Below are 13,641 nucleotides of genomic sequence, written 5' to 3' on the forward strand. Positions count from 1 at the left end.
AAAATCGAGAAATTGGGGTTAAGTTATTTAAAACAAATAACTAATTAATAATCCTGCTGACAACAAGAAGCCGAAAATCGTATTTGTCATCGCTGTTGATTTCATTGCGATGCGCATATATCCAGGATCCTTTGCCCCTTTTTGGAAACTTTGAATCGCAGAAATTGGCTTTCTCAAACCTAGGAACATAACTAATGCCCAAGGGCTTATATAACCCATTAATACAATTACGGCAATCCATAAATACGCAATGAAAAAGGCTACCGCTAGTGTTACCACAGCTTTTTCTCTCCCAAGGAGGATTACTAATGTCTTTCTTCCACCTTTAATATCTTCTTCGATATCTCGGATGTTATTTGACATATTGATTGCACCTACTAAAATTCCAATTGGAATGGAAATCAATACACTTTCAATCGTTACAGTATTCGTTTGAATAAAGAAAGCAATGAGTACAAAACATGTCCCCATTAACAATCCAGAAACTAATTCTCCAAACGGGGTGTACGCAATTGGTAGTGGACCACCTGTATATAAATAGCCAACTGCCATCCCAATTAAACCAATAACCACTAACCACCAACTACTATTCATACAAATATAAATGCCAATAAAAGCTGCTACGACATATAATAAAAGCGCAACTGTTAACACATTTTTTGGCTTCAATCCATGACGGACAATTCCGCCACCGATGCCAACGGATTCAGCGGTATCTAATCCACGTTTAAAATCATAGTACTCATTAAATAAGTTCGTTGCTATTTGCAATGCTAAACATGCAACCATCATCGCAATAAATAACAGCCAATCAATTTTGGCAACATAAAGTGATGCCACTGTTCCTAAAATTACAGGAGAAAACGTCGCCGTTAATGTATGTGGGCGCGTCATCTTCCATATTAATTTAGCGGAACTAATTTCTTTTTCTGTCCCCATAACTCTGTTCAATCTCCCTACATTTTAAGTATAAATTACTAGCAGTATCTTTCTATCTATTTCCTGCCACGCACCCATTCATTATATCAATAAATGATTATCCTTTCTAACAAATCAACTTTTAATAAAGTAAAAATTATAAAATGAAACTTTACCATCTTCACATAATATTCTGTATTATTTCTAAGAGTGGTTTTAAAGCGAAATGATAAGTAAATGAAATACATAATAAAAAAGAGTCAATCTCCAGCACAATAGAAGATTGGCTCTTTCCTTTATTTACTCCCCTGTTTCAGAAAATCGCTTTATACGTTCCCCAATTTCATCACGAACACGTTGAAATTCAGACCACTCTTTTCCTGCTGGATCATCGAATCCCCAGTGAACACGATTTACGTGCGGAGGTGTCGAAGGACAAACAGAATCCGCATGACTACAAAGGGTAACGACTAAATCAGCGTTATTTAAAATATTTGCATCAATTATATCTGATGTTTGATTCGTTATATCAATATTTACTTCATTCATCGCTTTAATCGCATTTGGATTTACTCCGTGTGCTTCGATTCCTGCAGAATATACATTCCATTTATCACCTACATATTGTTTGCCCCACGCTTCTGCCATTTGGCTTCGGCACGAATTTCCTGTGCATAAGAAATAGATTGTCTTTTTGTTTTCCATGTTGTTTTCCGCCTTTGTTTTTAAATTTAGACTGGCTGATCACTAAAATATTTTCGCTTAAACCAAAAAGCGACGTTTACAAGCGCAATCATTACAGGTACTTCCACTAACGGCCCCATAACAGCTGCAAATGCTGCACCTGAATGAATACCAAACACACCAACTGCTACTGCAATCGCTAACTCAAAGTTATTACTACCTGCTGTAAATGCTAACGTTGTAGTCACTGGATAGTTTGCACCAATTTTTCTTCCCATAAAGAAAGAAACAAAAAACATGACAATAAAATAGATTAATAACGGAATTGCTATTCTTACTACATCTAATGGTACGCTAACAATCATTTCCCCTTTTAAAGAGAACATAACGATGATTGTAAATAGTAATGCAAGTAATGTAAGTGGACTAATCTTCGGTATAAACACTTTTTCATACCATTGTCTTCCTTTTAACTTAACGAATACAAAGCGTGTCAACATACCTGCTATAAAAGGAATTCCCAAATAGATAAATACGGATTTCGCTACTTCTATCATTGTAATATCGACAATAGCCCCTTCAATTCCTAACCATTCTGGAATGACTGTTACAAACACGTATGCATAAACGGAGAAGAAAAGCATTTGAAATACCGAGTTAAAAGCTACTAAACCTGCCGCATACTCTTTATCCCCATCGGCAAGGTCATTCCAAACAATTACCATTGCAATACAGCGTGCTAAACCAATCATAATGAGTCCGACCATGTATTCTGGCTTATCAGGAAGAAAAATAATTGCTAAAACAAACATAAGTACAGGTCCAATAATCCAGTTTTGTACTAAAGATAAAACCAATACTTTTACATCTTTAAATACTCGGCCCATTTCCTCGTAACGAACCTTTGCTAATGGTGGATACATCATGACAATTAAACCAACAGCAAGCGGGATAGACGTCGTTCCAACTTGTAATGTATTCAGTCCGTCTACTACACTAGGAAATACAAACCCTAAACCAATCCCAACAGCCATAGCTAGAAAAATCCATAGTGTTAAATATCGATCTAGAAAAGATAAACGTTTCATTTTATTTTCCATCTCCTATTAACAACAAGAATTTTGTTCTACTACGTTAGAAGTCGTGCAACAAGATGCCTCTTCTATTTTATGAACATCACTCTGTGCTTTTGTATAAAAGAATTCCCACTCGTTCCCATCAGGATCCGTTACCCAAAACTTATCTTGAACCGCATAGCAACAAGTCGTATCCATCTCATCACGCGCAAAGAAACCTTCTTTTTCTAATCTTTCTTTATGCAATGTAATCTCTTCAGCTGTATCAACTTGGAAACCGAAATGATTTACTTGATTTCCCTTCACCTCATCTCGTACGTTTAGCGTGAAGTTAAGTCCTGGCGTCTCTAATAAAAATTTTGCATAATCCACTTTCACCTTAACTGGTGACACACCAAATACCTTTTCGTAGAATTCAATAGACTTCTCTAAATTCGTAACATTTATACCGACGTGAACATATCTCATAGCTTATTCCTCCTCTTTATATGTTATTAATCAATTTTTTTTGATTAATAGTACGAAATTTTAACAACAACTACCTTTGCCTGTTTTTCTAAAGATACAGCATAATTCTTCTGATAATAAATTATTTACTTCCGCATCATTTAAATCATAATAACTCCACGTACCTTTTGTTTCTTTTACAATTAAACCTGCATCTAATAAAATCTTTAAATGATAGGACAATTTAGATTGCGTCATTTCAAAAACCTCCGTTAAATCACATACACAAGTTTGGCCTCGCTGGCAAAGTTCATACATAATCTCTAAACGCTTCTGATCAGCCAACGCTTTAAACTTTTTCTCATATAACTGAAAATTTTGTGCCACTGTAGTTCACTTCCCTTCATCAACTTTTTTTGATGTTTATAGTATATACGCTAGTGAGTTTATTATGCAACTTATTAATCAATTTTTTTTGATTTAGAAAAACTTCCTCCCATTATATCTTCGCTACAACTAAAAAGTACCCTAGCCTTTTCAAAAATGAAAAACGACGGTTCTTTTTACAACTTAATAGTTATAATATTTCCGAGAAATGGAGTCTCTATAACTATTTTTAATTTTAATTTGATCATAATAGAGTAGTGCCCCATCACCATCAATCTAAGAAAAACAAATACCTTAAAATGAGAAAAATCGATATAACTCTTCGGCAAATAAAGATAACTCTTGTTTTTAGTGCATAATCATAAAAAGCGCGTCACCCTTTCTCATTAACATAAGAGAATAGTAACGTGCTTTCAATTTCAAAAATAGTCTAAATCCTTAAGTTGATGGTTGTGGGGCGGGCCCCAATAAGAACGGTATCTACGATTGTATGAAAGGTGTTAGTTCCATTCAAAAGGCCTCAGCCGACGATTAACTCAAGTACCGGTTTCGGATGACTCCCATGTGATGAAGTTCGTGTCCTGCGATGCCGTACGCGAGGGCGCGCGCCGTAATGCTTAGGTTGTTGGCTGTACCCTTGCGGTTCCACGCCTCCGCCGGTAGCCCGCGCAGCAATGTGATCGTTGATTGCCGTACGGCCCGGTAGTCTTCAGCCAATTGCTCGGTTGTCCAACTTCCGAAAGGAGGCATGAACAATTCCTGATCGAAACCGGTCAGCGGCGTCTGGTCCCCTCTTGCGAACCGGAGCAGGCGGTAAGTCATGACGCGTTCCGCGTCTGTAATGTGGCCCACAACTTCTTTTAGTGTCCATTTTCCTTCCGCATACCGATATGCGGCCTGGCTTTCGGTCAACGATGCCAGGAGCTCGGTCATTTGCTTTTCCTGAGCGAGCAGAATGTCGATGATGTTACCGTCTGGCACCAAACGAATATATTCGCCGGAGCTCCCAGCGTATTCTTCTTCTGACGGTCTTTGATTCATACGTAGTCACCTCTTTATGTATATATAGAAAATTATAGCACTCGTCTATGTCTAATCAATTCGTGAAATGATAGAACTTTCCTTCTAATAATTGAGGATAAGCAACTATTTAGTTGGTCGGTCGCCACACTATCCTGATTCGTTTGCACAATAAAAATTATCTGTTATACAATATTTCGAAGTTATTAATATATAGGTAACACTTCTTTTTTAATTTAAAGATGAATTTTCAATTATATTTTGAAATGAACCGGAGTAAAGCACACTAGTCTAACCACTTTTTCATACAAGATTTTATGCAAAAAAGAATAGCAACGATCCCTAGAATCCCCGCTATATCAATGATATATAAAATCTTGTATAAGAGATAGATAGACATAGAGACAAAAAATTTAGTAAAAACAAGGATTTTATGACAAACTTGCTACCGATAATCAAGAATTATGTAAATAAGCTGTCCATGTGGACAGCTTATTGTTTTTTTTACAGTTAAATTGTCTGTAGTAATCGAAGAAAGGTTACAGAGAGGGAGCTGAAAGCTTATAAGCATTGGTTGGAATTTTTGTACAGTAACATCGTACATTTGTTACTACCTATATAAATTTAATTGAAAATACGAGATACAAAAAACATCCTGCATGTTTGAACCATGCAGGATGTTTTCTAGTCTTTGTTTTTCATAATGTAAGAAATCAAACGAAGGATCTCTAAGTATAACCATACTAATGTCATCATAAGCCCTACTGCGCTGTACCACTCCATATACTTAGGTGCTCCACTCTGAGTACCATTTTCTATGGAATCAAAATCGAGTAATAAATCTAATGCAGCAACAATAATTACAATTGTACTTATGATGATACTAATTGTCCCACCTTGGTGAATATATGGAACAGTCACCCCTAAGATGCCTAGTAAGAAAACAATAAAATACATAATAAGAATTCCAAGTGTTGCAACCGTTACAACCGCACGGAACTTTTTAGTTACTTTTACTATTCGCGTTGCGTATAACACTAACATGGCAAATAAAATCGAAATCGTTAGTAATACGGCAGTTAAAGCGATAGAATCACCAAATCGCTTTGTATAATAAGCTGAAATACTTCCTAATAAAATTCCTTGTAATACTGCGTAAATCGGTGCGCAGATTGGTGATATACGAGGAATGAATATAACTAAAAATGCGACAATTAGAGTAACTATTATAATTCCAATTAACACAGGTATTTTCATTGTCCCTTGTGTCATCTGTACGTATGAATAGACAGACGCTGCAAGAAGTAAGATAAGCAAAATGAATGTTTTTGCTATCGTTCCACCGATAGTCATCGTAGAAGCATTTTTCTTTTCTTTATGAAATTTTTCTTTTTTTAATATTGGATTAGTTGTCCTCATTTTTTCCTCCTAAATATACTTTACCTTTAAAGTGGAGCTTTATATTTCTAATTTTTTATCTATGATACGACCTGTAATAGCTGTTAGAACAATTATGAATAAGCAAGTAAAACATACATCTAAAATAGTGAAGTCTTCACTAGGATACAGTGAAGTGTCAATAAAACCATTTTTATCTATGAACCACGTACTCTTTATGGTGATTACATATTCTCCTAATTTACTAAAAAAATCCAATACTAATGTTTGTATGATTAAAAATAAAGCAAAGAAAGTCATTGATAAAAATCTTTTACTCAATGATGACTTTATAGGAATGAGTTTTGTAATTACCATGATGAAATAACAGGAAATTAATATACTCATGAAATCGATTCCCCATAAAAAAACGGAAAGTATGTGATGAAAAACTCCATATGCATATAACTTATGAAATTCTTGTTGATAGCCTTCAGATACTTTTTCTCCAAGGTTACTCTGAGAAAAATAGTATAGAAAAATTAAGCCTATTACTAATAAAAGAATAAACATTAATGTGAAAAAAAATAAATTTGCATATATATACTTTTTTCCTGAGATAGCTGTATAACGAATCATCGTATTTTTTAGCATTTTATTGAAAGAAGGCAAAGCTATTAAAAGTAGTAAAAATGCAGCGCCACCTATGATGAATATAAATATACCTAAAGTTATATCCTTTGTAATTTGATTTGTCACCTTTGATAATCCCACCATCTTAAATAAAAGAAGTAATGAAATAGTAATAAATCCAAGGTAAAATACAGCTATCCTTTTTCTATTACAGTTAAACAAATAACGAAAAAGTGGGTTCATTTCTCAAAAACCTCCTTAAATAACTCATGTACTGATTTTCCATGGTGAAAACGAATTTCTTCTACATTTTCATGCAATACAATACTCCCGTCTTTTAAAAAGATTACCTCATCAAATATATTTTCAATTTCCTCTACTAAATGAGTCGAAATAAGAATGGTACTATCTTCACGATAAAAGTTAAGAATTAAATCTACTATATGCTTTCTAGAAACAAGATCAATTCCACCTAATGGCTCGTCTAATACATATACCGTTGCTTTCCTTGAAAAAGTTAATATTAGCTGTAATATCCCTGTTTTCCCTTTTGATAAGATGCTTATATTCTCCTCTAGCGGGATTTTAAAGTTAGCTATCAAATCTATTGCTTGTTGTAGATTAAAATCAGCATACATATCTTGATAGAACAACAAAGCATCTTTTACAGTCATCCATTTTTCAAAAACAGGACTATCGGGCATAAATGAAACGATTTTTTTCGTTTCTAATCCCACCTTTTTATCTTTAATTGTAATACTTCCTTTAGAAGGAAAACGTAAACCCGAAATCATTTTTAATAATGTCGTTTTCCCACTACCATTTTCACCAACAAGACCGATAATTTTTCCTTCTGAGATTGTTAGGCTTATATCTTGAATCACTGTTTTTAAATCATATCTTTTCGACAGATTTTCAACTTTCAATAATTCTTTCATTCATTTCCCTCCTTTTTCTTTTCCAAATAAGAACGGAGTATTGGGAGAACCTCTTCTTCCATAAATCCTAAGTTATTCATTCCATTTATAAAATTATCAAGCAACTCTTTTGCCATTTCTTTGCGTAGCTCTGTAATTTTTTCTTCATTCATTGTTACAAATCTTCCTGTTCCTCTACGTGTCTCAGCAATACCTTTCCGTTCTAGCTCTTGAAACGTACGTTGAATTGTATTTGGATTAACTTGTAATTCACCCGCTAATTCACGTACAGCAGGAATTTTTTTACCTGGTGCCAAACGTCCTGTTACAATTTCTTTTTTGATGTATTCCATTACCTGAACATAAATAGGGATATTAGGAGAAAACTCAGTTTTCATTTCTTTCCTCCTCTGTATTAGTGTACTAGACAAATAGTACACTAATGTAAATTATATGTAAATAGTTATTTTGAAAACCATAACAAATGGAAGGTGATATATTTAGTGAATTCGTGTAAACACCCAAGTTCCAAAAACGACCGTTTATTGTACTTTACTTATTTCTATCCAGATAGAGAAAAATACTATTTAAATTCAGTTTCAAAACTCATTACCAAAAATAAACGCTCCTAACATGTTAGTCATATATAATATGTTAGGAGCGTGATATTTTAAGTGTTTTTTAGATTTAGGTCTTGATAATAAAATCAGTGGTCGCTGTGATAATTGCGGCAACACCGCATTTAAAAGTTCCGTTAAAGATTTCATCTTCTTAAGAGAATGCCGTCAATGTGGTATGAAGAAAATTATATAGCCCTATCTAGGGCTTTTTTCATTACAAAATAAAATCATACTATTGGTGTAGAAAGACATGAAAGTGGATACTTTTTAGACACGAAAGTAGATACTTCTTGAATATCTTCCGCTACTAATATAAATTCCAAATGAATTTTCAGTTCACATTTAATTAGGCTTTGCTGAAATGCAAAAAAAGAGAGCAAAACTCTCTTTTTCATTTAATCAATACTATTTTTAAAATTTAAATAATAAAAAATAGCCAGTTAAAATAGTGTGTTGTTATATGTTTTGCTAAACACGCTCTTACAAATATTTAAACCCTGCATTAATTTCTTATTCCATTCATTTAACTAATAAATAATTTTTTATATTCGGTTATCATGCCACAAGTTTATTGGAAAATGATTATTCTGGTTATAAACTTCAAGTTCATAACCTTTTTCTTTTAACCCTTTTATAATCTGTGGAGCTGCTACCATCCTGCACTTGCATTCATACCAGAACCCATAAAAGTAATAAATAACGGCCATAATAACGGCCATAACGTAAGAAGTATATTTACAAGTATAAGTATACTATATACCCCAGGGAAATTATGATTTTTACAATTTACCAATACTAAAATCACTAATAATATTATGGGTATTAAATATAAAAATAGCATTATAAACCAATACCATGTCATTAAAGTAAGGCTCAATGGTCCTAATATCATGTGTACAACTCCGAATGATATTCCTAATGCTCCAAAACTAAAGGTTGTAATTATTGTTTTTAGAAGCACTTTAGCCAATTTTGAGTCGTACGATTTTCTACTATATAGACCTATCACGATATACAACGATAGATATGCCATTAATACACCTATCCAAATCAATAGCCAGTCTGCATCTAACATACAGATGTCAAACAGCGCCCAACACACCCCTACTATTGAAAAAACAAGGGAAATAATTATATATTTTAAAACTGGTTTCATATTCATTTCACGTCCTTTAAAAACTTAAGAATACATTATTAGCTTGTATTCTTCTTTTTCTACCGCTTTACTATAGTCTGTTGTATATTCAATAACAGTAATCTCTTTACTTCTAAGTAGATTCTTTTTCCACGTTTTCGCATCAGTTGACAGTATGAGTTATTCTCTCCTAATTTAGATGGATCACTGGAATTGGCTTTAATATGAATCTGCTACCTCAAACCGCTTCATCTCAAGTAAAACTATATCTAAATGATGAGGTTTTACTTGAGATCCAGGTGATAGCGGTAAAATACATCACCATTTGCTAGTATTCTTCCATTACTTCTTTTTGAATTATACTCCCTCCTGTTCTCCATACAATATACCTACCTAGATTCAATTTATGTTTTAAATTGTTATTTTTTTTCATTTCAATCAAGCTAGCAAAACTAAATATCATTTTACTTTTTTATTATATAGACTATACTAATTTCTCTTCCCACTTATAGGTTTCGTTTAAGCTAAAAAATATAGCCTCAAGAACGGGATCCTGAGACTCTATTTTTATTTTAGAAAGGACAGCATAACTTTCTCTGTTTCTTCTTTACTTAAATCACCTGCAATAATAAAGACTTGAAAAGCGCTATTCTTTCCTTTTGCAGGAACTATCATTTGCATTACTTTATAGGTTTCCTCTGTATCAAGACTTTCAACTAAGGTTATTTTTGTACCTTCTAATTCATAATTTGTTACCTTTTCATTATAATCCGCTTTTTTATTCGAGAATTCTATTCCCTCAGCAGTAACTGCAGATTGGTGCACAATATATACATTATCTTTACTTTCATTTTGATATTCATAAATAAAATCGGGATTCATTTTTCCAGTAGTCATCGGTGTATTAACACCTTCTCCAGTTAATTTAAACCCTTTTACCACATAACTTGGGGTGTTAATTGGAAAATCAACATATTTTTGTGCTTCCTTTTTAGTTAATCTAAAATGCGAATGAATTTTCTCTCTAAATGGTCCAATTTCTTCACTGTTTTTCTCATATTTTTTTTCCTCTTCTGGGTCTAACTTTTCAGGACTTCCTACTTGCCTTACTTTTTTATCTAAAATATGTGCTTCTGTTTCCAATGTAATGAATCGATCAAATTCTTCTTTCGTAAACAGATTCCTCGCCACTCCAATCTCTGTAAGTAAAGTATTATAGTCTCCTTCGGAAACAAAAAATTCTGCTTCTGCTTGTTCTTTTGTACCAATCATTTTTTCTACAATTCGCTGTATAGGAGCATCTGTTCGTGTTTTTAATTCTTTCATATTATTTTTCACTTCTAATTGTTGTTTCTCAGGGTTAGTCGGCTGATCAGCACGGGCGTTTAATAAGGATACAGATGATACTGCAATCACTGCCACAGCGCCTATCGCAGACCAACGATATGATTTTTTTTGGAATTTTTTAATCATTAGAATTCTCCTTTTTAACGCTCTCTTGTTTTTACTAAAATTTGCTATACTTGGTACTTGATAATAACTTGAGTAGTGTTCCAATAGACTAATAATAGTATGTCCATACGCAATTTGTTCCTCTGAATCTATACATGTAAGAGCTAATGCATCGCATGCTAGCTCTTGATCTTCCCGCATACATGAGTAGGCATACCATAGAATGGGATTAAACCAATTTAAAATGAGTAACCCATGCATAAGCCAATTTACACCAACATCTCTTCGCTTGATATGAGCTAATTCATGATAAAAAATATATCGTAATTGTTGTTCATCTAAAATCTTCATATGTACACTGGATAACAACAACTTGGGGCGAATAAATCCGAACACCGTTGGACTAGAAACCTTTCCAGATACAAATAGAGGGATATTCCGTTGAATAGACATAGATTGCTTACACTTTTCAAAAATCTGGACAATCTTCTCATCTGTAATAACAGGTTGTTTTTTTATGTAAAGTAATAAACGCCTGTTCATTATAAACGTAGCAACGCTTAGAAGGATAACGCCAGTAAGCCAAATGTATATACAGATTGTATAAAATGAAATCGACTCATCGTCCTGCTTTTCATTAATACCTGCTTGTGTCTTGTTTGCCTGAACAGTTTTTGTTGAACTTGAGGTATAAGTATCTTCTTTTGTGAGAACCTTTGTATCGTCTATACCTTTTAATTCTTGCGTACTCTCTTTTGTAAGAAACTTAGCTACAGGATTTCCCCTAGAAATGAATGCATCGTCATTCTTGTAAGTAAGAACAGAATAGATACTATAGGAACTATCTGGAGACCAAGGTAATACAAGTCTTATCATTAATATGATCCATAGCATATACTGCCAACGTGGCGTTAACTTATTTCTAAACAAGACCTTGATACACAAGATTAGGCCCACTAATATACTAGCCATAATAGAGGTCTCAATCATCCAATCAAAAAAAGCAGGTAGATAGATATTTATAAATTTTTCTATCACTATAATCTATCCTTCCTCTGATTTTCCTCAGTTTTCTCATCCAGAATACGTTTAAGTTCGTTAATATCTTCTGAAGACAGCTTTTCTTCTTTTAAGAAATTTACAAGTAAAGGTTTAAATGCTGCACCATAGAAACGTTTAAGTAAAGATTTCGTTTCTACTTGTAAATAACTATCTTGCGATACCAAAGGATAATAAGAGTACAGACGCCCTTTATCTTGATGATAAGCCACTGCTTCTTTGTGAACTAATCGATTAATCAACGTTCTAATCGTTTTCGGTTTCCAATCCATTTTTACCTCCAACGCTTCAATTACATCATTTGCCGTTTGTGGAGAGTTTGACCACAATACTTTCATTACTTCTAATTCAGCTTCCGAAATTTTAGGTAATTCTTTCATTGGTTAAAATTACACCTCTCTGTATTACATTTGTAATCTATAACTGAATATTACACTTGTAATCTCACGTTGTCAATCGTATTTAATGTTTGTAGAATCCTTTCCTATGCCCATTAACATAAATTTAGTCTATCATTTTCTCCTAATGAGACAAGAAAGCAGACCTTTCATAAATATTTTTTGTTACTAATATAGAATGGAGTCCCACCAACAAAACGCGAATTTCGTACGCTAAGCGGATTTCCACATAGAAAAAGCCGATTTCCAGTACGCTAAGGGATGAAGTGAACCCGAATAGTGGTACATGAAAAAAACACCTCCTGAATTCGCATACTAAGTATGCAAATTCATTGGAGGTGTTTTTCGTTTGAAGACAAGAGTTCATTACCCAGAAGAAACAAAGTGGAAAGTCATTGAAATGAAGAAAGACGGTTATTCAAATCGTGCAATTATGGAGAAACTCGGAATTAAAAATGTTTCCCAAATTAAGACATGGATGAAATGGTATCGTACAGATCAAACGTATCGTTTTCAACAACCTGTAGGAAAACAATATTCTTATGGAAAAGGACCAAAAGAGCTCAGTGAATTAGAACAGCTACGTTTAGAAAATAAACATCTAAAAACAAAATTACTTGTATGGGGAAAGTATCTGGAAATCGAAAGGGGCTGAAACCAGAAACTGTAGTTACTTTATGGACCAATTTAAAAACAAAACTAACGGTAAAAGAATTGTGTAATGTATTAGAATTACCCCGGTCTACATTTTATCGTTGGTTACAACGAACAGTGGACTTGAGAGATGAGATAGAAGAGAAAATAAAGGATGTTTGTCTTCGGCATAAATTACGATATGGATATCGAAGAGTGACCGCAACTCTTCGGAAAATGGGCTGTGTGTGAATCATAAAAAAGTATTACGAATCATGAGACGAAATCACATTCTTTCAAAAGTACGTCGAAAGAAAAAGAAATATATCAATGGTGCGGAACCAATGGTAGCCCCTCATCGATTGGAGCGTGAATTCGATGCATCCAGACCAAATGAAAAGTGGTTTACAGATGTGACGTATCTCTTATTTGGAGAACGTACCTTGTATTTATCAACGATCATGGATGCCTTTAATCGTGAAATTATTAGTTGTGTCATCAGCGAATCACAAACACTGACATTAGCGATGAAGACATTGAAACAAGCAATGAGAGGGCGAAGAGTAAAAGATGTCATTCTTCACTCGGATCAAGGAAGTATTTATACAGCAAAAGAATTTCAAGCGTATGCCAAAGAAAACGGCATGATCACCAGCATGTCCCGGAGAGGAAATTGCCATGATAATGCCGTCATGGAAAGCTTCTTTGGTCATTTGAAAAGTGAAGCTTTCTATTCACAAGAGATAACAAAAGTATCCAACACAACTGTGCGAAAGATTGTGCTAGAATACATTCATTACTACAATTGTGTGCGAATTCAAGAAAATTAAACCACCTATCCCCTAAAGAATTTAGGGAACAAGTGGTTTAGGTGTTTTGATAGGT

At 33.8% G+C, this 13,641-nt stretch carries 13 protein-coding genes and 3 pseudogenes; 2 read left to right on the top strand and 14 right to left on the bottom strand.

Translation table 11 applies throughout. The annotated features are described in order from the left end of the window. Positions 1-27: 27 nt before the first annotated feature. The 10 genes from menA to NST90_RS14695 form a co-directional block, all read right to left on the bottom strand. Positions 28-939: a 1,4-dihydroxy-2-naphthoate polyprenyltransferase gene (gene menA, locus NST90_RS14650; RefSeq protein WP_000536385.1), complete on the bottom strand. Its 912-nt coding sequence runs from the start codon at positions 937-939 to the stop codon at positions 28-30. A gap of 279 nt (positions 940-1,218) precedes the next feature. Further along, positions 1,219-1,623: an arsenate reductase (thioredoxin) gene (gene arsC, locus NST90_RS14655; RefSeq protein WP_025708621.1), complete on the bottom strand. Its 405-nt coding sequence runs from the start codon at positions 1,621-1,623 to the stop codon at positions 1,219-1,221. A 26-nt stretch (positions 1,624-1,649) separates the two neighbouring features. Next, positions 1,650-2,690 (bottom strand): ACR3 family arsenite efflux transporter, encoded by a 1,041-nt coding sequence (arsB, locus tag NST90_RS14660; protein ID WP_000826565.1) that lies wholly within the window; start codon positions 2,688-2,690, stop codon positions 1,650-1,652. Between the two features lie 18 nt (positions 2,691-2,708). Next, positions 2,709-3,146: an ArsI/CadI family heavy metal resistance metalloenzyme gene (locus tag NST90_RS14665; RefSeq protein ID WP_001271031.1), complete on the bottom strand. Its 438-nt coding sequence runs from the start codon at positions 3,144-3,146 to the stop codon at positions 2,709-2,711. Between the two features lie 60 nt (positions 3,147-3,206). Beyond that, on the bottom strand, positions 3,207-3,512 hold the full coding sequence (gene arsR, locus NST90_RS14670) for an arsenical resistance operon transcriptional regulator ArsR (protein WP_002026021.1): 306 nt from the start codon (positions 3,510-3,512) through the stop codon (positions 3,207-3,209). Positions 3,513-4,043: 531 nt separating this feature from the next. Then, the gene (locus NST90_RS14675; RefSeq protein WP_001076317.1) at positions 4,044-4,553 is read right to left on the bottom strand and encodes a DinB family protein; all 510 of its coding nucleotides are present in this window, start codon (positions 4,551-4,553) and stop codon (positions 4,044-4,046) included. A 663-nt stretch (positions 4,554-5,216) separates the two neighbouring features. Beyond that, positions 5,217-5,951 (bottom strand): Bax inhibitor-1/YccA family protein, encoded by a 735-nt coding sequence (locus NST90_RS14680; RefSeq protein WP_001260970.1) that lies wholly within the window; start codon positions 5,949-5,951, stop codon positions 5,217-5,219. 39 nt (positions 5,952-5,990) lie between these two features. Continuing rightward, positions 5,991-6,785: a hypothetical protein gene (locus NST90_RS14685; RefSeq protein WP_001068594.1), complete on the bottom strand. Its 795-nt coding sequence runs from the start codon at positions 6,783-6,785 to the stop codon at positions 5,991-5,993. Further along, on the bottom strand, positions 6,782-7,480 hold the full coding sequence (locus NST90_RS14690) for an ABC transporter ATP-binding protein (protein ID WP_000661383.1): 699 nt from the start codon (positions 7,478-7,480) through the stop codon (positions 6,782-6,784). The genes NST90_RS14685 and NST90_RS14690 overlap by 4 nt, the downstream gene beginning before the upstream one ends. Beyond that, entirely contained in the window at positions 7,477-7,857 is a 381-nt protein-coding gene (locus NST90_RS14695) for a GntR family transcriptional regulator (protein WP_000845513.1), read from the bottom strand. The genes NST90_RS14690 and NST90_RS14695 overlap by 4 nt, the downstream gene beginning before the upstream one ends. A gap of 313 nt (positions 7,858-8,170) precedes the next feature. On the opposite strand from NST90_RS14695, the pseudogene NST90_RS14700 reads away from it, so the two are divergent. Then, positions 8,171-8,272 (top strand): annotated as a pseudogene (locus tag NST90_RS14700) (hypothetical protein); the annotation flags it as partial. Between the two features lie 349 nt (positions 8,273-8,621). Here the strand turns inward: NST90_RS14700 and NST90_RS14705 are convergent. The 4 genes and pseudogenes from NST90_RS14705 to NST90_RS14720 form a co-directional block, all read right to left on the bottom strand. Beyond that, positions 8,622-8,735 (bottom strand): annotated as a pseudogene (locus tag NST90_RS14705) (polysaccharide deacetylase); the annotation flags it as partial. Further along, entirely contained in the window at positions 8,729-9,235 is a 507-nt protein-coding gene (locus NST90_RS14710) for a DUF3902 family protein (RefSeq protein ID WP_000805755.1), read from the bottom strand. The gene NST90_RS14710 and the pseudogene NST90_RS14705, both read right to left, overlap by 7 nt. Positions 9,236-9,781: 546 nt before the next feature. Further along, positions 9,782-11,704, bottom strand: coding sequence for a M56 family metallopeptidase (locus NST90_RS14715; RefSeq protein ID WP_000570341.1), 1,923 nt, complete (start codon positions 11,702-11,704; stop codon positions 9,782-9,784). After that, a complete protein-coding gene (locus tag NST90_RS14720; RefSeq protein ID WP_000661430.1) occupies positions 11,704-12,105 on the bottom strand; it encodes a BlaI/MecI/CopY family transcriptional regulator in 402 nt (133 codons plus the stop codon). The genes NST90_RS14715 and NST90_RS14720 overlap by 1 nt, the downstream gene beginning before the upstream one ends. 367 nt (positions 12,106-12,472) lie before the next feature. Between NST90_RS14720 and NST90_RS14725 the strand changes: the two are divergent. Continuing rightward, positions 12,473-13,627: pseudogene (locus NST90_RS14725) on the top strand (IS3 family transposase). Positions 13,628-13,641 lie beyond the last annotated feature (14 nt).

It is taken from the genome of Bacillus sp. FSL E2-8900, assembly GCF_037966225.1.
Taxonomy (GTDB): domain Bacteria; phylum Bacillota; class Bacilli; order Bacillales; family Bacillaceae_G; genus Bacillus_A; species Bacillus_A cereus.